At 59.8% G+C, this 22524-nt stretch carries 22 protein-coding genes and 1 pseudogene; 10 read left to right on the top strand and 13 right to left on the bottom strand.

Features of this window, described 5'->3' with window-relative positions:
- Positions 1-88: 88 nt before the first annotated feature.
- Entirely contained in the window at positions 89-1402 is a 1314-nt protein-coding gene (locus O3W47_RS15355) for an HlyD family type I secretion periplasmic adaptor subunit (protein ID WP_269314076.1), read from the bottom strand.
- Positions 1395-3128: a type I secretion system permease/ATPase gene (locus O3W47_RS15350; RefSeq protein WP_127756523.1), complete on the bottom strand. Its 1734-nt coding sequence runs from the start codon at positions 3126-3128 to the stop codon at positions 1395-1397. The genes O3W47_RS15355 and O3W47_RS15350 overlap by 8 nt, the downstream gene beginning before the upstream one ends.
- A 36-nt stretch (positions 3129-3164) precedes the next feature.
- Between O3W47_RS15350 and O3W47_RS15345 the strand changes: the two genes are divergently transcribed.
- Positions 3165-3395, top strand: coding sequence for a hypothetical protein (locus tag O3W47_RS15345; RefSeq protein WP_269314075.1), 231 nt, complete (start codon positions 3165-3167; stop codon positions 3393-3395).
- A 22-nt stretch (positions 3396-3417) separates the two neighbouring features.
- On the opposite strand, the gene rplS is transcribed toward O3W47_RS15345, so the two are convergent.
- Entirely contained in the window at positions 3418-3957 is a 540-nt protein-coding gene (gene rplS, locus O3W47_RS15340; RefSeq protein WP_003520506.1) for a 50S ribosomal protein L19, read from the bottom strand.
- Positions 3958-4222: 265 nt separating this feature from the next.
- On the opposite strand from rplS, the gene O3W47_RS15335 reads away from it, so the two are divergent.
- Complete coding sequence (locus tag O3W47_RS15335) at positions 4223-4969, top strand: sulfite exporter TauE/SafE family protein (protein WP_269314074.1); 747 nt, start codon at positions 4223-4225, stop codon at positions 4967-4969.
- On the opposite strand, the gene trmD is transcribed toward O3W47_RS15335, so the two are convergent.
- The 5 genes from trmD to ffh all read right to left on the bottom strand — a co-directional run bounded on the left by trmD (position 4951) and on the right by ffh (position 8648).
- Positions 4951-5649: a tRNA (guanosine(37)-N1)-methyltransferase TrmD gene (gene trmD, locus O3W47_RS15330; protein WP_269314073.1), complete on the bottom strand. Its 699-nt coding sequence runs from the start codon at positions 5647-5649 to the stop codon at positions 4951-4953. The genes O3W47_RS15335 and trmD overlap by 19 nt on opposite strands.
- Positions 5650-5652: 3 nt before the next feature.
- Positions 5653-6219: a ribosome maturation factor RimM gene (rimM, locus tag O3W47_RS15325; protein WP_269314072.1), complete on the bottom strand. Its 567-nt coding sequence runs from the start codon at positions 6217-6219 to the stop codon at positions 5653-5655.
- A 120-nt stretch (positions 6220-6339) separates the two neighbouring features.
- Positions 6340-6717 (bottom strand): 30S ribosomal protein S16, encoded by a 378-nt coding sequence (gene rpsP, locus O3W47_RS15320; RefSeq protein ID WP_035221728.1) that lies wholly within the window; start codon positions 6715-6717, stop codon positions 6340-6342.
- A gap of 33 nt (positions 6718-6750) precedes the next feature.
- On the bottom strand, positions 6751-7068 hold the full coding sequence (locus O3W47_RS15315; RefSeq protein WP_065114319.1) for a chorismate mutase: 318 nt from the start codon (positions 7066-7068) through the stop codon (positions 6751-6753).
- Positions 7069-7079: 11 nt separating this feature from the next.
- Positions 7080-8648: a signal recognition particle protein gene (gene ffh / locus O3W47_RS15310; protein WP_269314071.1), complete on the bottom strand. Its 1569-nt coding sequence runs from the start codon at positions 8646-8648 to the stop codon at positions 7080-7082.
- A 326-nt stretch (positions 8649-8974) separates the two neighbouring features.
- On the opposite strand from ffh, the gene O3W47_RS15305 reads away from it, so the two are divergent.
- From O3W47_RS15305 to O3W47_RS15275, 7 genes are all read left to right on the top strand, one after another.
- Positions 8975-10045, top strand: coding sequence for an MBL fold metallo-hydrolase (locus O3W47_RS15305; RefSeq protein ID WP_137453268.1), 1071 nt, complete (start codon positions 8975-8977; stop codon positions 10043-10045).
- A 121-nt stretch (positions 10046-10166) separates the two neighbouring features.
- Complete coding sequence (gene dapF, locus O3W47_RS15300; RefSeq protein ID WP_137452634.1) at positions 10167-11066, top strand: diaminopimelate epimerase; 900 nt, start codon at positions 10167-10169, stop codon at positions 11064-11066.
- The gene (mtaB, locus tag O3W47_RS15295) at positions 11063-12337 is read left to right on the top strand and encodes a tRNA (N(6)-L-threonylcarbamoyladenosine(37)-C(2))-methylthiotransferase MtaB (RefSeq protein ID WP_080815612.1); all 1275 of its coding nucleotides are present in this window, start codon (positions 11063-11065) and stop codon (positions 12335-12337) included. Before dapF ends, mtaB begins: the two co-directional genes overlap by 4 nt.
- 32 nt (positions 12338-12369) lie before the next feature.
- The gene (gene ftsY, locus O3W47_RS15290) at positions 12370-13806 is read left to right on the top strand and encodes a signal recognition particle-docking protein FtsY (protein ID WP_269314070.1); all 1437 of its coding nucleotides are present in this window, start codon (positions 12370-12372) and stop codon (positions 13804-13806) included.
- 2 nt (positions 13807-13808) lie between these two features.
- Positions 13809-14459, top strand: coding sequence for a septation protein A (locus O3W47_RS15285; RefSeq protein ID WP_003520517.1), 651 nt, complete (start codon positions 13809-13811; stop codon positions 14457-14459).
- Positions 14456-15052 (top strand): DUF2585 domain-containing protein, encoded by a 597-nt coding sequence (locus tag O3W47_RS15280; RefSeq protein WP_080815616.1) that lies wholly within the window; start codon positions 14456-14458, stop codon positions 15050-15052. The genes O3W47_RS15285 and O3W47_RS15280 overlap by 4 nt, the downstream gene beginning before the upstream one ends.
- A 118-nt stretch (positions 15053-15170) precedes the next feature.
- On the top strand, positions 15171-16352 hold the full coding sequence (locus O3W47_RS15275) for a GGDEF domain-containing protein (protein WP_170985811.1): 1182 nt from the start codon (positions 15171-15173) through the stop codon (positions 16350-16352).
- 16 nt (positions 16353-16368) lie between these two features.
- Here the strand turns inward: O3W47_RS15275 and O3W47_RS15270 are convergent, their stop codons facing one another.
- From O3W47_RS15270 to ccmA, 5 genes are all read right to left on the bottom strand, one after another.
- Positions 16369-16968, bottom strand: a complete 600-nt coding sequence (locus O3W47_RS15270; RefSeq protein ID WP_120947541.1) for a DsbE family thiol:disulfide interchange protein — start codon at positions 16966-16968, stop codon at positions 16369-16371.
- Positions 16965-17138 (bottom strand): heme exporter protein CcmD, encoded by a 174-nt coding sequence (gene ccmD, locus O3W47_RS15265; RefSeq protein ID WP_060725377.1) that lies wholly within the window; start codon positions 17136-17138, stop codon positions 16965-16967. The genes O3W47_RS15270 and ccmD overlap by 4 nt, the downstream gene beginning before the upstream one ends.
- Positions 17139-17142: 4 nt before the next feature.
- A complete protein-coding gene (locus O3W47_RS15260; RefSeq protein ID WP_080815617.1) occupies positions 17143-17904 on the bottom strand; it encodes a heme ABC transporter permease in 762 nt (253 codons plus the stop codon).
- A 74-nt stretch (positions 17905-17978) separates the two neighbouring features.
- Complete coding sequence (ccmB, locus tag O3W47_RS15255; protein ID WP_137452637.1) at positions 17979-18638, bottom strand: heme exporter protein CcmB; 660 nt, start codon at positions 18636-18638, stop codon at positions 17979-17981.
- A 200-nt stretch (positions 18639-18838) separates the two neighbouring features.
- Positions 18839-19480 (bottom strand): heme ABC exporter ATP-binding protein CcmA, encoded by a 642-nt coding sequence (ccmA, locus tag O3W47_RS15250; RefSeq protein ID WP_137452638.1) that lies wholly within the window; start codon positions 19478-19480, stop codon positions 18839-18841.
- Positions 19481-19749: 269 nt separating this feature from the next.
- On the opposite strand from ccmA, the pseudogene acnA reads away from it, so the two are divergent.
- A pseudogene (gene acnA / locus O3W47_RS15245) lies at positions 19750-22442 on the top strand (aconitate hydratase AcnA).
- Positions 22443-22524: the final 82 nt, after the last annotated feature.

Below are 22524 nucleotides of genomic sequence, written 5' to 3'. Positions count from 1 at the left end.
TACAATATAAGAAATTGTTTTTTTGAATAAAGTGCGTCTTTAACGTGTTGTGAAAATTCCTTTCGAAAAATCATGCAATGGAAACTGTTTATTCCTGTACGAAGGTCTTTTTGAGCCTGTCCTGGAACGGCTTCACAAAATAAGAAAGAACACTCCTTTCGCTGGTTTGTATGAATACTTCGGCCGGCATGCCGGGATATAATTTCCCGCCGGGCAGATGACCCATTCCGGCCTTGTCGGGTTTGATACGCAGCGCGTAATAAGATGTGCCAGTTCGGGAATCTGTCTGCAGATCGGGGGCGACGACAGCAACTTGCGCGCTCAAATCCGGCGTCGTGCTTTGATTGAATGCCGTGAAACGAATGGTAACCGGCTGTCCGACGTAAATCTGGTCGATGTCTCGCGGGGTTATATTGGCCTCGATGGCAAGCTCATCCTGCTCCGGCACCACCAGCATCAGCACTTCACCCGGTTGAATGACGCCGTTTATATTGTGCACCGAGAGCTGGTAGATGCGACCGGCAATCGGCGAGCGGATGTCGAGGCGATCCAGCTGGTCGCGCGTTGCCGCCAGCCGCTCTTCATATTCCGCGACGGTTGCTTCGATCGATGTCAGATCTTTCGTGACTTCCGATTTGCGGTCTTCATCGAGCTGGAGCAATTGCAGGTCCAATTCGCTGAGCTTGCCCACCGTCTGTGCCCGGGCGGCAATATATTGACCCTGCTGACCTTCGAGATTGGAAAGCTGGCGCTTGAGGAGATTGAGGCGCTGAAGCGTGACAAGCCCTTTTTTGAAGAGCTCGTCCGTCTTGGAAACATCTTCCTTTACAATCGCAAGCTCATTGTCCGTTGCCTCCACCTGCACCTCGAGGCCGCGTGCCTCGTCGGCGAGCTGATCCTTGCGTGTTCCCAGCTGCTTTTTCATGCCGATCAAGGCGTTGCGACGGCTGTTGAAAAGGTTCTGTTCGCTGTCGATAAAGGTCTTGGCCGCTTTCGAACTTGTCAGTGCCGCCAGATCTTCCTCCACGGTGAAATACGGCGCCTCAGCAATTTCCGCACGCAGACGAGCCCGACGCGAATAAAGCTGCGCAAGCGTATTTTCGACGATGGAGAGGTTCGCCTGCACGACAGTGGCGCTTAGCCGCAACAGGACCTGACCGGCCTCGACCCTGTCGCCTTCGGCAACATTGATCTCGCTGACGATGCCGCCGGAAAGGTGCTGGATTTTCTTGGAGTTGCCTTCAACGACAACCCGGCCCGTGGCCACCACCGCGCCGGCAAGTTTTGCAAAAGCCGCCCAACCGCCCAATCCGACCAGAAGGCCAAGGGCGAGAACGACCACTGCGGTCGAGTGTCTGAGAATGGAGGCATTCGTCATACCGGGTTTTTCCGCCTCAACCATTTTCGCTCACCCGGTTTTCAATCTTGCGCGTTTCTTCCTCCTCAGGCACCTGGCGGATATTCTGCCGCAGGATTTGCGCGAGCACCTCCTCCTTGGTGCCAAAGCGCAGCATCCGGCCGTTGCTCATCACCATCACCAGATTGACGCTTTCGATGGCGCTGGGGCGATGGGCAATGACGACGACAATGCCGCCGCGCGCCCTGATATCGCCAATGGCATTGCGCAGGGCCGCTTCGCCTTCGCTGTCCAGATTGGAGTTCGGCTCATCGAGAAGGACGAAGAAGGGTTCACCAAACAATGCACGGGCAAGGCCGATGCGCTGTTTCTGCCCGCCCGATAAAGCCTCGCCCCGATCGCCAATATAGGTATCGTAACCGTTGGGCAGGTTGAGGATCAGCTCATGCACCTGCGCGGCCTTGGCTGCGGCGACAACCGCTTCCGCTGTCGCATCGCGGTCGAAGCGTGCGATATTCTGCGCCACGGTCCCCGGCATCAGCTCCACCTGCTGGGGCATGTAGCCGATGGATTTGCCGAGAAACTCGAAATCCCACTGGTTGAGCGCGGCCCCGTCGAAACGGACGGAACCGCGTTCATAAGGCCAGATGCCGGTCATCAAGCGTGCCAGCGTGGATTTGCCCGAGGCGCTTGGGCCGATGATGCCGAGACCGTCGCCTGCGTTCAGCGTGAAGGAAATATCGGCGACCGTATCGCGTGCGCCGTTTGGTGGCCCACCGGTTACCCGGTCAACCGCGACGGTAAATTGCGGGCGGGGCAGGGAGAGCGGCGGCGAGGGTTCGGGCACCAGTTCCAGAAACTCGTTGACGCGTTTCCAGCCCTGCCTTGCGGTCATGAAGCTGCGCCAGTTTGCAATCGCATGTTCGACAGGGCCGAGCGCCTTTGCCGAGAGGATCGAGCCTGCGATGATGCTGCCCGCCGATGCATTGCCGTCGATGACAAGCACGGCGCCGATGGCCATGACGCCGGATTGCAGCAACAGGCGGAAGGTTCGCGACATGGCGCCGAGCATGCCGGCCGTATCGGATGTCGACAGGGTGACGGTGCGGTATCTGGAATGTAGCTCGTCCCACATGGACGTCACCGCCCCCATCATGCCCATGGTCTTGATGGATTCGATGTTGCGCTGGCTGCTGCCGACGAGGACGTTTCTTTGGCCTCGCGCGGTATAAGCCTGCTTTGTCGCCCGTTCTGTCAGCCAGTTCGTGAGGAGCGTCAGCACGATGAGAACTATAGCTCCGCCGAGCACAGCGAACCCGATCCACGGATGCAGGGCAAAACAGATCAGCAGATAGATGGGCAGCCAGGGAATGTCGAAAAAGGCCGCCGGGCCCGGTCCTGAGAGGAACTGACGGATCTGATCGAGATCGCCGACGATCTGCAGACCATCGGTCTTTCCCGAGGCAAGGAGCGGGGCGCTGATCGACGCCCTGAAAAGCTTCTGATTGAGCGCGTCGTCCATATTGTCCGAAATGCGCGCCAATATGCGGCCTCGCAGCGCGTCGAACCCCATAAGGAACGCGTAGAGAACGATCAGGAGAACGACCAGTGCCACAAGGGATGGAATGCTCTTGCTTGGCAAAATGCGGTCGTAAACTTCCAGCATGAAAAGCGAGCCGGAAAGATTAAGAATGTTCATCAACGCGCTGGCGAGACCAACGGCGAAAAAAGCGGACTTATTTTTTGTTAAAAAAGAATTAAATAAAAACATAATAACACCTGAAACGGCAAGAAAATCGCACAATAAATGCAATTAGGCAATGCTGTTCGAGGATGGGCTAAAACATTCGAGCTAGAAATCAGCCAGGCATTTGTTGCCGCTCGAAATCTGCCGCATCTTTCCGCAAAGGAAATGACTGAGAGAGCTTGGGTATTTTCTGGCCCGCCAATGCTCGTCAATCGCGGCTTTCAAGCCGCATGCGTGCCTTGCTACGTGATGTCGACGCAACAAAAAGGCGGCCCGAAGACCGCCTTTTGATCAATCCATCGAAATGGAAATCTTATTCCGCTGCGGTTTCAGCAGCCTTTGCTGCTTCTTCCGCTGCCTTGGCTTCTGCGGCTTCGGCTGCTGCCTTCTCGGCGGCGAGAGCCTGTGCTGCTGCTACCTTTTCGGCTTCCAGACGTGCCTTTTCGTCGGCAAGCGCCTGACGCTCGGACTCGTTCAGCTTGCGGGCGCGCGTACCGGTGTTCTCAACGATACGGGCAGCCTTGCCGCGACGGTCGCGCAGGTAGTAGAGCTTTGCGCGGCGAACCTTACCGCGGCGAACGACTTCAACGCCTTCGACCAGCGGGGAGTAGATCGGGAATACGCGCTCGACGCCTTCGCCGTAGGAAATCTTGCGAACGGTGAAGCTTTCGGAAAGACCGCCGCCGGAACGGGCGATGCAAACGCCTTCGTAAGCCTGAACGCGGGTACGGTTACCTTCGGTAACGCGCACGTTGACGCGCAGGGTGTCGCCCGGAGAAAACTCGGGCAGGGTGCGCTTTGCTTCGATCTTGGCGGCCTGTTCGGCTTCCAGCTGCTGAATGATGTTGGTCATGTTAACCTCTGATTTCTTCTGAAACAGCCAGAGCGCTCAACGTTTCGTCTGTCGGTCAATGCCTCCAGACCATGCCTTTCGGCAGGAGCGGGTTCGCCATTCTTTGCTTTCGGTTGGGATCTTTCCCATTTCCACGCGGGCACATACACGAGGATGCGCCGTTTGTCATCCCTTTCATGACAATATTTTATCAATTACGCGCCGCGTTCCGGCAGTTGCGAAGCGGCGCGCTGGCGGATATGGCATGGGAACCTTGGGAGGGGCCATGTCCATATTCATTATTCTCATGCTGTTCGCCACCGGCTTTCTGTCGGGTGTCGTCAATGCGATTGCCGGTGGCGGCACCTTCCTGACCTTCGGGGCGATGACGCTGGCCGGCCTGCCACCCATCGTCGCCAACGCCACGTCAGCCATCGTGCAGTTTCCGGGCTACATCACCTCCGTGATCGCCTATGGGCCGGAAATCCGCGCCCATTGGCGCGAGGCGATCCTTCTGTCGGGCGTTTCAGTCGTCGGCGGGCTGGCCGGATCGCTGCTGCTTTTGTCGCTCGACAATCCTTCCTTCCGCCAGCTCGTGCCATGGCTGCTTCTTGCTGCCACCGCCGTTTTCGCTGCCGGCCCGTGGCTGCGGCCGAAGGCGAGCTCCGAACGTTCGCCCGGAAATCTGCCGAGCCTCGTCTTTCAGGGTCTCGCTTCCGTCTATGGCGGGTTTTTCGGTGCCGGCATGGGCATCATGATGCTGGCCATCCTCGGAATAACCTCGGGCGGCAGCTATCATCATCTGAACGCGCTGAAGAACCTCTTGTCAGTCGTGATCGCCGTCATCGCAATCACGATCTTCGTCAGCGGTGGCGTCGTTTCCTGGTGGGCGGCGCTCATCATGTTCCCCGCGGCCGCACTTGGCGGCTATGTGGGCGTGCACACGGCACGGCGGGTGCCGCAGTGGATCATCCGCTGGCTGGTGATTGCGGTCGGGTTGGTGCTGACCGCCTATTACTTCGTCTCGGCCTGAGCCTTTACCAGAAGGTCCGGACGTCTTTCCTGCGTCAGCTTCAGCGCCTGTTCATGACGCCACCTGTCGATGACAGCGTGGTTGCCGGAGGTGAGAACGGCTGGGATGTCACGGCCTTCCCAGACCTGCGGGCGGGTATAATGCGGATGCTCCAACAGTCCGCCTTCGAAGCTCTCATGCACACCGGACATGTCATTGCCCATGACGCCCGGCAGGATGCGGACGACGGCATCAAGAAGCGTCAGCGCCGCTGGCTCACCGCCGGAGAGGATGTAATCGCCGATCGACACTTCCTCCAGCCCGCGTGCTTCTATCACCCGCTGGTCGACGCCTTCGAAACGGCCGCAGACGATAATCGCGCCTTCTCCGGCCGCCAGTTCACGCACACGGTTTTGCGACAGCGGTTTGCCACGCGGGCTCATCAGGAGCCGCGGCCGTGTATCGCCATCCGAAACATGGTCGATGGCCGCCGCCAGAACGTCGGGCTTTAGCACCATGCCGGCGCCGCCGCCTGCCGGTGTGTCATCGACGCTTCTGTGTCTGTCAGTAGCAAATTCGCGGATCTGTACGGCGTCCAGCGACCATTGCCCCCGCTCCAGCGCCTTGCCCGCCAGCGAATATCCGAGATGCCCCGGAAACATTTCCGGGTAGAGCGTCAGAACGGTAGCCTTGAAGGTCATTGTTTATTTCTTGCCGAAAGGCGATACGCCGGTTTCGTCCTTGTCGTCGGGATTGTCGATCAGTCCGGCGGCCATCGGATCGATGAGAATACGACCGGCTTCGAGGTCGATTTCCAGCACGGCCGCTTCCGAAAAGGGAATGAGGGCAGGGCGACGGCCCGCGCCCTTCAGCTCCAGAAGATCACCCGCGCCGAAATCATAGACGGCGCTGACGGCGCCATAACTTTTGCCTTCCGCATCGACGGCTTCCAGCCCTTCTAGATCGGCATAATAAAACTCGTCATGGTCAAGCTCGTCGTCGGGCAGATTGTCGCGGTCGATGAACAGTTCCAGCCCATTCAGGCTTTCCGCCGCATTTCGGTCGTTGATGCCCCTGAAACGAACGACGACGACGTTCTTGCCCTCGCGCACTTCCAGAATTTCGAAAACGCGGCCATCGGCAGTGACGAGATTGCCATAGTCGCCAAGCGCCATCGGATCGGCCGTATAGGTGCTGACACGGACTTCGCCGCGCAGGCCCTGCGCGCCGCCGATCTTTGCCATGAGTACCGGGTTTTCCAGCTTTGCCATCGGGCCGTCCGTCTTCTGGTGTTGGTTGCGTCAGCTTTAAGGTTTGTTGACGCCAAAATAAACAAAAAACGGGCGGCATGGAAAACCACACCGCCCGTTCTTCAAAAGTTTCCGAGCAGATTATTCTGCAGCAGAGGCTTCCGCAGCAGCAGCGGCTGCATCTTCAGCCTTCTGCTTCTTTTCAGCAACGCGCTCCAGGGCGCGCTTGCCCGGCTTTGCCTTTTCCGGGTTGCTGCGAGCGGCGCGCTCGGCAAGGCCGGCTTCTGCGAGGAAGCGCAGAACGCGGTCGGTCGGCTGTGCGCCCTTGGCGATCCATTCCTTGATGAGGTCAGCCTTCAGCTCAACGCGCTGCGGGTTGTCCTTGCCGAGCATCGGGTTCCAGGAACCGACCTTCTCGAGGAAACGGCCGTCGCGGGGCGAACGGGCGTCAGCAACGACGATCTGGTAGTACGGGCGCTTCTTGGAACCACCGCGTGCGAGACGAATTTTAAGTGCCATGTGATATACTCCTTAAGATGGCTTGTCCGCCGTTCAGGCGGTCTTTTCGTTACCGCCATGTTCGGCGGCGATTGCTTCATGATGCCGGATGACTTCCTTGATGATGAAGTTCAGGAACTTCTCGGCGAAATCCGGGTCCAGATTGGCATCCTTCGCCAGACGGCGAAGGCGTTCGATCTGGTATTCCTCGCGCGCCGGGTCGGCCGGCGGCAAATTGTACTTTGCCTTCAGCACGCCCACCGCCTTGGTACAGCGGAAACGTTCGGCAAGAATGTGAACCAGTGCGGCATCGATATTGTCGATAGACTGGCGGTATTCGGAAAGCTGGGCTTTCACCTCTGCATTGTTCACTGGTGTCCCCCTCACTTCTTTTTCGGAAAGCCGGGCAGACCCGGCATGCCGCCAAGACCGGGCAGCTTGGCGCCACCCAGACCCGGCAATCCGCCCGGCAGACCGCCAAGACCGGGCATTGCGCCCGGCTTGCCGAGACCGGCGGCTTCCGCCTGCTTCTGGAGCGCCTCGAGCTGCTTCGGATCGATGTTCGACAGGTCCGGCATACCGCCGCCAAGGGCACCGAGGCCCATCTTGCCGGCAAGGCCGCCCATCATCTGCTTCATGATGCCGCCTTTGCCCTTGCCGCCCATGGCCTTCATCATGTCGGCCATGCCGCGATGCATTTTCAGAAGCTTGTTGATTTCAGCAGCATCCGTGCCGGAACCGGCGGCGATGCGCTTCTTGCGGCTATGCTTCAGAATATCGGGATTGGCGCGTTCGGCCTTGGTCATCGAAGAGATGATGGCGATCTGGCGGTCGAACATCTTGTCGTTCAGACCGGCCGAAGCCATCTTGTCCTTCATGCCGGCCATGCCGGGCATCAGCCCCATGATGCCGCCCATGCCGCCCATCTTCTTCATCTGGGCAAGCTGGTCGGAGAGATCGTTAAGGTCGAACTTGCCCTTGGCCATCTTCTCGGCCATGGCGCGGGCTTTTTCCGCATCGATGTTTTCGGCGGCCTTTTCGACCAGCGAGACAATGTCGCCCATGCCGAGAATACGGTCGGCAATACGGCGCGGATGAAACTCGTCGAGTTCGTTCATCCGCTCGCCGATACCGATCAGCTTGATCGGCTTGCCGGTGACAGCACGCATGGAGAGAGCTGCACCGCCGCGTCCATCGCCATCCATACGGGTCAGCACGAGGCCGGTGATGCCGACGCGCTCATCGAAATTGCGCGCCAGATTGACGGCGTCCTGACCGGTCAGCGAATCTGCGACCAGCAGGATTTCGTGCGGGTTGGACTTCTTCTTGATGTCGGCCATTTCCAGCATCAAGGGTTCGTCGATATGGGTACGGCCGGCGGTATCGAGAATGACGACGTCATGGCCGCCAAGCTTTGCCGCCTGCACCGCGCGTGCGGCGATATCGGTTGGCGATTGGCCGGCGATGATCGGCAGCGTGTCGATGCTTGTCTGGACACCGAGCTGGCGAAGCTGTTCCTGCGCGGCGGGACGACGCGTGTCGAGAGATGCCATCAGCACCTTCTTCTTCTCGCGGTCCGTTAGGCGCTTGGCGATCTTGCCGGTGGTGGTGGTCTTGCCAGAGCCCTGCAGACCCACCATCATGATGACGACGGGGGCGGGGGCGTTGAGATCGATGGAGACGCCTTCGGTGCCGAGCATCTCGACAAGCTCGTCATGCACGATCTTGACGACCATCTGGCCGGGCTTGATCGACTTCAGGACGGCGGCACCGACAGCCTTTTCACGCACCCTGTCGGTGAAGGAGCGCACGACTTCCAGCGCCACGTCCGCTTCCAGGAGCGCGCGGCGAACCTCGCGCAGGGCGGCGGCAACATCGGCTTCCGTCAGCGCGCCACGGCCGGTCAGTCCATTCAGAATGGAACCAAGGCGGTCCTGGAGGTTTTCAAACATCGTTTCTTCCTTCTTCGTTCCGGGGTCTCCGAAACGTCGGTGCTTTCGCTGGCAAAAACAAGACGCAAAGCCAAAAAGCACCCGAGGGCGCATCGCGCTGTCGGGTGTTGACCTCCGGGATCTCTTTATACCTTTGCGGGTCCCGGTCGGCGGCTTGGAGTCGTGAAACTGCCAGCTGATGGGCGGGATAAACAGGAAAGTGCGGGAAAAGTCAAGGCGGCGCGGGTTTATAGCCGAAAAGGCCCGCATTTCATCTTTGCGTGATTGGCCGCAGGCGGCCATTGGCGGCGCTTGAACAGGCTCCTTTCGCTCCCTATACCTTCGTCATGAAACGTCGAAACTTCTTTCGTTTTTCCGCTCTTGGCCTGCTCGCTCTGGCGGGTGGGGGTCTTTATGCCCGTCGTTCGAACGCGAGCGCCTATTATAGCGGCCCGATCTCCGATCATTTCGACGGGGTGCGCTTCTTCAATCCCGGCGGTTCGCCGCCCGGCAATTTCATGGGCCTTATGAAATGGCGCTTCAATGGCGAGCGCGCCACATGGCCGGAAAGCTATCCGAGCCCCTTTCCCTTCGCAAAACCGGAAGCCCGGATCGAAGGCAGGGACATGCGCGTCACCTTCGTCGGCCATGCCTCCTTCCTTATCCAGACGGCGGGGCTGAATATTCTCATCGATCCGGTGTGGTCGCAGCGCACCAGCCCGTTCAGCTTCGCCGGTCCCAAGCGGGTCAATGCGCCCGGCATCCGTTTCGAGGACCTGCCGCCCATCGACCTGGTGCTGGTGACGCACAATCATTACGATCATCTGGATATGGAGACACTGAAGCGCCTGCATGTGGCGCACAAGCCGCTTTTCATCACACCGCTCGGCAATGACGCCATCATCCGCACCGGGGTAGAGGCGGCGCGTATCAGGGTGGGCGACTGGGGCGATGTGATGGAGACGGGTTCGGTGAAGATTCATTTCGAACCGTGCCATCATTGGTCGGCCCGTGGTCTTAACGACCGGCGCATGGCGCTGTGGGCTGCCTTCGTCATCGAAACGCCGGGCGGTAAAATCTACCATATCGGCGATACCGGTTTCCACGAGGGTCTCAATTATCACGCCGCGCGCAAGAAGCACGGCGATTTCCGCCTCGCCAACCTGCCCTTCGGCGCTTACGAGCCGCGCTGGTTCATGAAAGGCCAGCACCAGAACCCGGCGGAAGCCGTGGAGGGCATGAAGCTTTGCGGTGCGGCGCATGTTTGCGGGCACCATTGGGGTACGGTACAGTTGACGGATGAGGCCGTGGATGCGCCGCTTGCGGCCCTGAAAGTCGCATTGACAGAGCAGGGGGTGGATGAGAGCCGTTTTCGGCCGATGCGCCCCGGTGAGGTTTTCGACGTACCTTCCGCCTGATCACTGCCGCGTTTGCGCCGCAACAGTCTGGTAATTTGCCGTCCTTTCCGCCATATAGGGCGAAAGTGCGGGGAAATTCCCTACGCAATCCGATTTTCAGACAGTTTTCAGGTTCAGGGCGATGGCGGATACGGTCGAATTTGCGAAGATGAACGGGCTTGGCAACAAGATCCTCGTTATCGACATGCGCGGCCGTGGGGATATGGTCACGCCGCAAGCGGCGATTGTGCTGAACGCCGATGCTGCCACACAGTTCGACCAGATCATGGCCATCCACGATCCGCGTGTCGGTGGCACGGATGCCTTTATCGATATCCTCAATTGCGATGGCACGAAGGCGCAGGCCTGCGGCAATGGCACACGCTGCGTGGTACAGGCGCTGTCTTCCGAAACCGGCAAGACCAGTTTCACCTTCCAGACGGTGGCGGGCATTCTGAATGCCGTCGAACATGAAGACGGCATGATTTCCGTCGATATGGGCCTGCCGCGTTTCCGCTGGAGCGATATTCCGCTTTCGGAAGAATTCCATGATACCAGCCGCATCGAATTGCAGATCGGGCCGATCGATGCGCCGATCCTGCATTCGCCGGCCGTGATGTCCATGGGCAATCCGCATGCGGTTTTCTGGGTGGATCGAGATCCGATGGAGTTCGATCTCGAACGTTTCGGACCTCTGCTCGAAAATCACCCGATGTTTCCGGAAAAGGCCAATATCACGCTGGCGCAGGTGATTTCCGACAGCGCGCTGCGCACCCGCACATGGGAGCGTGGGGCCGGCCTGACACTCGCCTGCGGTTCCGCCGCCTGCGCCTCGGCCGTTTCCGCTGCCCGCACCGGCCGCACCGGCAGGACAGTCACCATCGATGTCGCCTCCAGCCCCATTCGCGTGCCGCTGACCATCGACTGGCGCGAGGACAATCATGTCATCATGACCGGCCCGGCCGAATGGGAATGGTCGGGTTCCGTCGATCCCGTCACCGGCGCCTGGGCGCGCGATGCGGTCGAGCGGGGGGCTGTATGAGCGGCGTCGAGGTCATAACCTTCGGCTGTCGTCTCAACACCTATGAATCGGAAGTGATGCGGGCGGAGGCCGAAAAGGCCGGGCTCAACAATGCCGTGCTGGTCAATACCTGCGCCGTGACGGGCGAGGCCGTGCGTCAGGCGCGCCAGGCCATCCGTCGGGCAAGGCGCGACAATCCGCATGCCCGCATCATCGTTACCGGCTGCGCCGCGCAGACGGAAAAACAGACCTTTGCCGAGATGCCCGAGGTGGATGCGGTGCTGGGCAATGAGGAGAAGCTGAAAAGCGCCTCCTATCGCGCGCTGCCGGATTTCGGCGTCTCGGCGGAAGAAAAGCTGCGCGTCAACGATATCATGAGCATCAAGGCGACCGCGCCGCAGATGGTGAAGCACATAGACGGGCATGTGCGCGCCTTCATTCAGGTGCAGAACGGCTGCGATCATCGCTGCACCTTCTGCATCATTCCTTATGGGCGCGGCAATTCCCGCTCCGTGCCGATGGGTGCCGTGGTGGATCAGGCACGCAGGCTGACGGAAAGTGGCTATTGCGAGATCGTGCTGACCGGGGTGGACGCCACGAGCTATGGCGCGGACTTGCCCGGCGAACCTTCCCTCGGTTACCTCGCCAAGACATTGCTGAAACAGGTGCCGGACATCTTGCGGCTGCGGCTTTCCTCCATCGACAGTATCGAGGCTGACCGCCATCTTATGGATCTGATTGCCGATGAGCCGCGTTTCATGCCGCATCTGCACCTGTCCCTCCAGCATGGCGACGACATGATCCTGAAACGCATGAAACGCCGCCATTCCCGCGCCGACGCCATTCGTTTCTGTCACGAGGTGCGGTCGCTTCGGCCGGATATCGCCTTCGGGGCGGATATGATCGCCGGTTTTCCGACCGAGACGGAAGAGATGTTCGAAAATGCCGCGACGCTTGCGGAAGAATGCGGCATTTCCAGCCTGCATGTCTTTCCCTACAGCCCGCGTGCGGGCACGCCGGCGGCACGCATGCCGCAGCTCGACCGGGCCTTGGTGAAGGAGCGGGCGGCGAGGCTTCGGGAGCGCGGCGAGGTGCTGAAGCTGGCGCATCTGCAAAATATGGTCGGCTCGGTACAGACGATCCTCGTTGAAAACAACGGTTTCGCCCATACCGACAATTTCACGCTGGTGGAGGCACCGCATCTTGCCCCGCGCACTCTTGCGCAGGTTGCGATTACCGGCCACAACGGCAAACATCTGAACATGAAGCTTCTGGCGGCGGACGCGGCCTGAGGCGGCACAAGAGAAAAGACACGGGAACGACCATGGCCCTCGGCTTCATCAAAAAAGTCTTTTCGTTCGGCAAGGACAAGGCCGAAACGGATGACCAGCCGCAAGAGGACGCCGCGCCTGAGCGCGGCAATGAAAACGCTTCCTTCGAAGCGGCGCTGAGCGACGCTGAAGCGCAGGGCCCTGTCGACAAGGACCCGGTTTCCGAACTGGAGATGGAGACGGCCGGCGGGCCGGCCCCGGACGAGTCGACAGAAGCGTTCCTTTCCGCCGATGACGAGGAAGAGGACGCACCGCTTCTTCCCGGTGCCGAGCTTTCCGGCGATATGGGCGTGGTGCCGCTGTCGTTGCTACAGGCGGAAGCAGCCGCCGAAGAGCAGGCCGAATCTGCCCCAGAAGCAGCGGATGTCGTGCTGGATGCGGATGCGATGGATGCGCTGCTTGACGAGGCCGAAGCCGCGACTGCCGCCGAGCCCTCCGCTACACCGCCAGCTCTACCAAAGGGTTTTTCGTCCGCCAGCGAGCGGCAGGAGCCTGCCCCTGTCGCACCGCAGGTAAAACTGACATGGTTTCAGCGCCTGCGGGCAGGACTTGCCCGCACGTCGTCGCAGCTGACCACACAGATTTCGGCGCTTTTCACCAAGCGCAAGCTGGATGAGGATACGCTCGACGAGCTGGAGGATCTTCTTATCCAATCGGATCTCGGCGTCGAGACCGCCATGCGCATCACCGGCGCCCTGTCTTCCGAGCGTTACGGCAAGGATGTGAGCGGCGAGGATGTGGCGCGCATCATGGCGGGCGAGATCACCAAGGTCCTGAAGCCTGTGGCCAAGCCGCTGGAGCTCGATCTTTCGCACAAGCCGCATGTCATTCTCGTTGTCGGTGTGAACGGTACGGGCAAGACGACGACCATCGGCAAGCTTGCCGCCAAGCTTTCCGGCTCGGGCCTCAAGGTCATGCTGGCGGCGGGCGATACGTTCCGCGCGGCGGCCATCGAGCAGCTCAAGATATGGGCGGATCGTACCGGTTCGCAATTCATCGGCACCAAGCTTGGCGCGGATGCGGCCGGGCTTGCCTATGACGCCTATGAGCAGGCGCGGGCGCAGAAAAGCGATGTGCTCATCATCGATACGGCCGGCCGGCTGCAAAACAAGACGGAGCTGATGGCAGAGCTGGAAAAGATCGTGCGCGTGCTTGGCAAGCTCGATCCGGATGCGCCGCACACCGTGCTGCAGACGCTGGATGCGACGACCGGCCAGAACGCCATGAACCAGGTGGAAATATTCCGCAATGTCGCGGGCGTTTCGGGCCTGATTATGACAAAATTGGATGGCACGGCGCGGGGCGGTATCCTCGTCGCCATCGCTGCCAAACACAAGCTGCCGGTTTATTTCATCGGTGTGGGTGAAGGTGTGGACGATCTGGAGCCCTTCGAGGCGGAAGATTTCGCCAAGGCCATTGCGGGAGTTTGAGTATGGATATTGAAAGCAATTCCAAGGAAAGCGAAAAGATGGTGGCGGAAATCAGCCCGCTCCTGAAATTCGTGCTCGAGCTTGGCCCGCTCATGGTGTTCTTCTTCGCCAATTCCCGCGGCGAATGGCTGGCCTCCACTTTCCCTGTTCTGACGGAGTTCGGCGGGCCGATCTTCATCGCCACCGGTCTGTTCATGATCGCAACGGCTCTGGCGCTTTCGGTTTCATGGGTGCTGACGCGCAAATTGCCGATCATGCCGCTGATATCGGGCATCGTGGTGTTCGTGTTCGGTGCGCTGACGCTTTGGCTGCAGAACGACACCTTCATCAAGATGAAGCCTACCATCGTCAACACGCTGTTCGGTGTCATTCTGCTCGGCGGCCTGTTCTTCGGGCAATCGCTGCTCGGTTATGTCTTTAATTCCGCCTTCAGGCTGACGGATGAGGGCTGGCGCAAGCTGACGCTGCGCTGGGGCGTATTCTTCCTGTTTCTTGCGGTGCTGAACGAGGTGGTGTGGCGCATGTTCACCACCGACACCTGGGTTGCCTTCAAGGTGTGGGGCACGATGCCGATCACCATCATCTTCACCATGGCGCAGATGCCGCTCGTCATGCGCCATTCGCTGGAACCGCTCAACAAGGACGAAAAATGACAGTTGCAGAGATGTCGGCTTCCCGTTCGCGCTCGCTCAAATGGTTCGGCGTGGCCGCCGGGCTGCTTCTCCTGCAGATCGTCATCCTTTATGCCATGGGCCGCATTCCAATCTGCGAATGCGGTTACGTGAAGCTGTTCGAGCCGGGCGTGAACACGCCGGGCAATTCCCAGCATCTGGCAGACTGGTATACCCCCTCGCATATCATTCACGGCTTCCTGTTCTACTGGTTCGCCTGGCTACTCTTCCGCAACAGGCCGCTTTCCATGCGGCTTTCGCTCGCGGTTCTGGTGGAAGCCGCATGGGAAATTCTTGAGAACTCGCCTATTATCATTGATCGTTACCGTACGGCGACCATGGCGCTGGGTTACACTGGCGACAGCATACTGAACTCAGCGATGGATACCGTCTTCATGGTGCTGGGTTTCCTGTTCGCCGCCCGTGTGCCGGTGTGGCTAACGGTGGTGATCGCCATCTTCTTCGAAATCTTCACCGGCTGGCTGATCCGTGACAACCTGACGCTGAACGTGGTGATGCTGCTCTGGCCCGTGGACGCGATCAAGGAATGGCAGAACGCGCTCCCGCAAATGTGAACGGGTTTTCCGGTGCCGCCCGCCGAAAGGCACGGAAGCCGCGCAATATATGCAGGTTTTCTTAATGGCATTGCGGTAGTGTCAGGCAAAGGCTCGTCTCTCCCTCCGGCAGAACCCATTGCAAGACAACTTCGCCTATCTTCTCCCCTTCATCATGCTGACATTCGGCGTGGTGTTCCTGTTCCTGCAAAGGATCGGCCACGCTTCCGCCCGCTATTGGGGTATAGGATATCTTTCGGCGGCCTTCGGTTTTGCGACACCTTTGGTGCTTGGCGGCCTGCCCTTCGAAATACAGGCGATTGTTTCGAACCTGTTGTTCTTCTCCGCCTTCTTCCTCTATGGCCACGCTCTGCTCGTCCATTTCGGGCGGCCGCTTTATATCACGGCCAGGCTGTCGATCGTGGTTGCCGCGGTTTTGCTGGTCTCTTTCCATGTCTTCGTCACACCGGATCTGAAACGCGAACTCGTCATCGGCGATCTCGTCTGCGCCCTTTTGCTCGCGATCCCGGTCTGGCTCGTGCGAAAGCGACCCGTCGCGCTTGCCGACCGGCTGATGGTGGGAATTGCCTGTCTTGTGGTGCTGGAGACGCTGGTACGCATCGGCATGCTGCTCGTGATGACGCCGAGCGGCTCGATGATCGAACTCAGCGAATTCTTCGAATCCGACTATGCTTTCTACATGCAGCTTGCGGCGAGCATCTTCGGCTTCCTGCTGGCGCTCTCCGTGCTCGCGAGCCAGATTTCCGTCACCGTCGACCGGCATCTTCATGCGGCAGAGCATGATCCGCTGACGGACGTGCTGAACCGGCGCGGCTTCGACCGCCGAGTTCCCGATTTTCGCAACGATACGCCTGAGGGTGCGGTCATTGCCTGCGACATAGATCACTTCAAGCGTATCAACGATGTTTACGGTCATGCGGCCGGAGATATTGTTCTCATCGGCCTTTCCGATCTGCTCAGGCGAAATGCGCCCGAGGATGCGCTGGTGGCCCGTTTCGGCGGCGAGGAATTCGTGGTTTTCCTGCCCGGCCAGACAGCCCCCGCAGCCGGCCAGCTGGCCAATGGCATGCGGACAGGTCTTTCGTCGCTCGATTGGCGCAACCGGGGTGTAACCAGCCAGATCACCGCGAGCTTCGGTGTTTCGGCCGTCGCGAGGGGAGATCATTCCATTCATGACGCCATCAAGCGGGCCGATGACAGTCTCTATGCCGCAAAACGCGGCGGTCGGGATCAGGTGGTGCTGGAAGGCATACGTCTGCCGGCTGAAGGCCCTTCGCTGCGGGTCGTTACCAAGGGGTGACGCCTTGCGGAGCGGGTTATTTACCGGCTGCGGCCGCGATGGCTGGCAGCAGGTCGCGCTCGACGCTGCGGGCATCGAAGGGGCCGACCTTTTTATAAAGGATCGTGCCATCCGCGCCGACCAGATAACTTTCGGGAATGCCGTAGACGCCCCAGTCTATCGCGGCCTTGCCGTTCGGATCGACCCCTATCGCAGCAAAGGGATTGCCGAGCTCGCCGAGGAAGCGCAGCGCATTGTCCTGCTTGTCCTTGTAGTTGATGCCGACGACGGTGATGCGGCTGTCTTTTGCCAGTTCCTGAAGCAGCGGATGCTCCTGCCGGCAGGGAATGCACCAGGAGGCGAAGACGTTCACCAGCGTCAGCTTGCCCTTGATGGCGGCATCGGTCAGAGCCGGCAGGTTGGAGCCTTCCAGCGGCGGTAGCGACAGGATGGGCGCCCTGGTGCCGATCAGCGCCGAGGGAATGGCGCTGATATCCAGCCCGTTCACATCCTGATCGTAAAGCATCTTGCCGGCGACGAGGGCGAAACCGCCGAACAGCAGCAACGGCAGAAGCGCAAGCGCATAGCGTGCACGGCCTGTCGTTTTGGCCTTGGTATCCCGGTCAGCCTGCGTCATTGCGCGTCACCTGCGGAACCGGCTCTCGCCCTGCGGCGTACGCCGGATGCTTCGAGTTCCTTCAATTCCCGTTTGCGTGCCTGACCGTCCACGACGACCCAGGCGATGAGACAGAGAACGACAAGGCCGGTCGCCGCATAGGACATGCCGATATAAAAGGCGTGCGTCATCACTTCAGCCCTCCCGGTTCGCCATGCGCGCCGCGAGACGCCGCTGCGCGGCCACGCGCCGACGCCAGATTTCGTTACGCATCGCGGCGATGTGCAGGGTGAAGAACAGCAGCGTGAAACCCACGGCCATGATCAGCAGCGGCCAGAGGAATTCCGCATCGATGGCGGAGCCGCCCATGCGGATGACGCTTGCCGGCTGGTGCAGCGTGTTCCACCACTCGACCGAAAATTTTATGATGGGAATATTCACGAAACCGACGAGGATCAGCACGGCGCTGACGCGGGCGGCTCTGGATGGGTCGTCCATGGCGCGGTTGAGCGCGATCAGCCCCAGATACATCAGGAAAAGCACGAAGACGGAGGTCAGCCGTGCATCCCACACCCACCAGGTTCCCCACATGGGTTTACCCCAGAGCGAGCCGGTGACGAGCGCAATCAGCGTGAAGGCCGCGCCGATGGGGGCGGCGGCTTTATGGCTGACATCCGCCAGCGGATGACGCCAGACGAGGGTGCCGATTGCGGAGACCGCCATGACCGAATAACACATCATGGCGAGCCAGGCTGAAGGCACATGCACATACATGATGCGCACCGTGTAACCCTGCTGGTAATCGCCTTCGGTGGTGAAGGACAGATAAAGACCGGCGGCCAGCACCAGCGCCGTCAAGGCAGCGAGCCAGGGCAGAATGCGTGCCGCCAGCGCCAGAAACCGGGTGGGATTGGCGAGATCACTGAATTTGGTGATGGTGAAGGTCTGCTCGTTCATGCCGTTTGTGTAACCCGAGAATGGCCGCCCCGCAATTGATCCCTGTCAATCGGGGATCGTCTGGCTTGGTTTCATCAATCCATAACATTGCGCAGCGCCAAAGCGGCGAAGAAAGGTCCGGTCGCGGCTGAAAATAACGTGATCGCACACAGAATGAGAAATGGCGGGATGAAGGGCGCCGGATCCTGTACCGCCGCATAGGATGCGCTGACGCCGAAGATCAGCACGGGAATGGCGAGCGGCAGGACGAGGATGGAAACCAGAAGCCCTCCGCGCGGCAAAGCAACGGCAACCGCCGCCCCCACTGCGCCGATGAAGGTGATGGCGGGCGAGCCGACGAGAAGGGTAAGCATCACGGCGCCGATAGCCACTTCGTCCATGTTCATGAAGAGGCCAAGCAGAGGGGAGGCAAGCACCAGCGGTAGACCGGTCGTGACCCAGTGTGCCAGGCATTTCACGAATACGGTCAGGACCAGCGGGGTTTCCTGCATCAGGATCAGATCAAGGGAGCCGTCATCCCGCTCGGCCTGAAACAGCCGGTCGAGGCCGAGAAGGGCGGAGAGCAGCGCGCCGATCCAGACGATGGCCGGGCCGATGCGGGCGAGCAGGTTGAGATCGGGGCCGACGCCGAAGGGAATGACCGCAACCACTGTCATGAAGAACAGTACGCCGATCAGCGCGCCGCCGCCGGCGCGGATGGAGAGTTTGATGTCACGGAGGAAGAGGGCGGTCATTGGGGTTGCTCCGCGTCTGGGGCGTTACCCCCCTCTGCCCTGCCGGGCATCTCCCCCTCAAGGGGGAGATCGACCCGCGGCAAGGTCTCGCCCATCTCAATGCTGGAGAAAGAAACGGTGGGAGTGCGCCTTGCCTATCTCCCTCCTTGAGGGGGAGATGCCCGGCAGGGCAGAGGGGGTAAGCCCCGCGTGCAAACCGTTCATGCCCAAGCCTCCACACCCGCAAACCCGGTCATCCGCAATTCCCGCGCGCTCTCCAGCCCCAAAGGCTGATGGGTCGCGGCCAGAACGATGCCGCCTTTCCCGAGGTGGTTTTTCACGAGATCGGTAAACATCCCGTCCGCAGCCTTGTCGAGCGCCGCCGTCGGCTCATCGAGAATCCATACCGGTCGCCATGCAATCAAAAGTTTCGCCATGGCAAAGCGCCGCTGCTGGCCGGCGGAGAGATAACCGAAGGGCAGGTGGGTAATGCCGGCGAGGCCGACGATTTCCGCAGCCTCATCGATCGCCACGCCCGCACCGCCGGAAAAATCGCCGAGGAAGTCTTTCCAGAACCGAAGATTCTCCGAAACGGTCAGTTCCGTTTTCATCGCGTTGCGATGGCCGAGATAGTGGCAGGCCTCCGAAGGGCGCATGTCGGCTTCGATTTCTTTGCCGGCTATCTTTACTCGGCCCTGTTCCGGGCGCAGCAGGCCGGCCACCGTGCGCAGCAGGGTGGATTTTCCTGAACCGTTGCGGCCGGTCAGCACAAGAGCCTCACCGTCGCTTAACTTGAAGGAAATATTCATGAATATGAAATCTTCGCCGCGCCGCACGCCAAGATTTTCCGTCGTGAGATTCATGCTGCGGTTCCGGTTCACTTTCTCGCCTCGACTATAAAAAAATCGATTAGCTTGGTTGAATGGTCTGGTACGTTTCTCCGAAATTATCTATATGGGTGTCAACACGCCAGCGGCCGGCGTGAACATCATCTTGCGCCGGACTTGACGATTGCGAGGAGCAATTTTCACGTGCGGACAGCGGAAATGGTCGTACCCGCATCCTGATGTGCATGAGTGCATAGGTGTCCGCACGCACGTGTTGGCTATCAGAGTAAGCGGGGTTTTTATCCATGCCCAAATCACTCGACAGTTTCCAATGTCGTTCCGTCCTTACCGTTGACGGTAAGGAATACATCTATTTCAGCCTTCCCAAGGCTGAAGCCAATGGCCTGAAGGGCGTTTCCAAGCTGCCCTATTCCATGAAGGTTCTCTTAGAAAACCTGCTGCGTTTCGAGGACGGCCAGTCTGTCACCAAGGAACACATTCTGGCGGTTTCCGAATGGCTGAACAACAAGGGCCTGACCGAAACCGAAATCGCCTACCGCCCCGCCCGCGTTCTGATGCAGGACTTTACCGGCGTTCCCGCCGTTGTCGACCTTGCCGCCATGCGTGACGGTATCAAGGCACTTGGCGGCGATCCGGAAAAGATCAACCCGCTGGTTCCCGTCGATCTCGTCATCGACCACTCGGTCATCGTCGACGAATTCGGCACGCCGAGCGCCTTTGCCCGCAACGTCGAGCTGGAATATGAGCGCAACGGCGAACGTTACCGCTTCCTGAAGTGGGGCCAGCAGGCGTTCGAGAATTTCCGTGTGGTTCCGCCCGGCACCGGCATCTGTCACCAGGTCAACCTCGAATATCTCGGCCAGACCGTCTGGACGAAGGAAGAGGATGGCGAGACGATTGCTTATCCGGATACCTGCGTCGGCACCGATTCGCACACGACCATGATCAATGGTCTCGGCGTTCTGGGCTGGGGCGTTGGCGGTATCGAGGCTGAAGCGGCCATGCTCGGCCAGCCGGTCTCCATGCTTCTGCCCGAGGTTATCGGCTTCAAGCTGACCGGCAAGGTGAAGGAAGGCGTGACCGCGACCGACCTCGTGCTGACCGTGGTTCAGATGCTGCGCAAGAAGGGCGTGGTTTCAAAGTTCGTCGAATTCTTCGGCCCCGGCCTCGATTCGATGTCTCTGGCCGACCGCGCCACCATCGGCAATATGGGTCCGGAATATGGCGCGACCTGCGGCTTCTTCCCGGTCGATAGCGAGACCATCAATTACCTGACCATGTCCGGCCGTGCGAAGGATCGCATCGCGCTCGTCGAAGCCTATTCGAAGGCGCAGGACATGTGGCGCACTGGCGATGGTTCCGATCTCGTCTTCACCGATACGCTGGAACTCGACCTCGGCGACGTCGTGCCGTCGATGGCGGGCCCGAAGCGTCCGGAAGGCCGCCTGCCGCTCGAAACCATCGCGCCGAATTTCGCGACGGCTCTTGAAAACGACTATAAGAAGCCCGGCCAGCTTTCGAGCCGTTATGCGGTCGAAGGTGAGGCTTTCGATCTCGGTCATGGCGATGTGGCGATTGCTGCCATCACCTCCTGCACCAATACTTCCAACCCCTCGGTTCTCATCGCTGCCGGCCTTCTCGCCCGTAACGCCGTCGCCAGGGGTTTGAAGTCCAAGCCGTGGGTCAAGACGTCGCTCGCGCCCGGATCGCAGGTCGTTGCCGAATATCTCGACAAGTCCGGTCTGCAGAAGGATCTCGACGCGATCGGCTTCAACCTCGTCGGCTTCGGCTGCACGACCTGCATCGGTAATTCCGGTCCGCTGCCGCCGGCGATCTCCAAGACGATCAACGACAAGGGCCTGATCACCGCCGGTGTTCTCTCGGGCAACCGCAACTTCGAAGGCCGTATCTCGCCGGATGTTCAGGCGAACTATCTGGCCTCGCCGCCGCTTGTCGTGGCCTATGCCCTTGCCGGCACGGTCCAGAAGGATCTGACCAAGGAGCCGATCGGCGACGACCAGAACGGCAATCCGGTCTACCTCAAGGATATCTGGCCGACCTCCAAGGAAATCCAGGAATTCATCCTGAAATACGTCACCCGCGAGCTTTATGAAACGAAGTATGCCGACGTGTTCAAGGGCGATGCGAACTGGCAGGCGGTTCAGGTTCCTCCGGGCCAGACCTATGCCTGGGACGACCAGTCGACCTATGTTCAGAACCCGCCCTATTTCGTCGGCATGGGCAAAAGGGCTCGGGCCTCAAGAACATCAAGGGCGCGCGCGTCCTCGGTCTCTTCGGCGACAAGATCACCACCGACCATATTTCTCCGGCCGGTTCGATCAAGGCTGCTTCGCCTGCCGGCGCCTATCTGACGGAACATGGCGTCGCCGTGGCCGACTTCAACCAGTACGGCACGCGTCGCGGCAACCATGAAGTGATGATGCGCGGCACCTTCGCCAATATCCGCATCCGCAACCACATGCTTGGCCCGAACGGCAAGGAAGGTGGCTACACCATCCACTATCCGTCCAAGGAAGAGATGTCGATCTATGACGCGGCCATGAAATACAAGGCGGAAGGCGTCCCGCTCGTCATCTTCGCCGGTGTCGAATATGGTAACGGCTCGTCCCGCGACTGGGCGGCGAAGGGCACCAACCTGCTCGGCGTCAAGGCTGTCATCGCGCAGTCTTTCGAACGTATCCACCGTTCGAACCTCGTCGGCATGGGAGTCGTTCCCTTCGTCTTCGAGGAAGGCACGACTTGGGCGAGCCTCGACCTCAAGGGTGATGAAATCGTCGAGATCGATGGGCTCGAAGGTGAAATCAGGCCGCGTGAAAAGAAGATCGCCAAGATCACCTATAGCGACGGCTCGGTGAAGGAAGTTCCGCTTCTTTGCCGCATCGATACGCTGGATGAAGTGATCTACATGAACAACGGCGGCATTTTGCAGACCGTTCTTCGCGATCTAGCCGCATAAAGCTTCAACAATCAAAGACGCCGGGAGAAATCCCGGCGTCTTTGCGTTTCATCGTCTCTTTTTTTGTGATTGTCGCTCACCC

The organism is Agrobacterium sp. LMR679 (assembly GCF_027157905.1).
Classification (GTDB): Bacteria; Pseudomonadota; Alphaproteobacteria; order Rhizobiales; family Rhizobiaceae; genus Agrobacterium; species Agrobacterium leguminum.
This window is presented reverse-complemented; position numbering and strand designations above follow the sequence as displayed.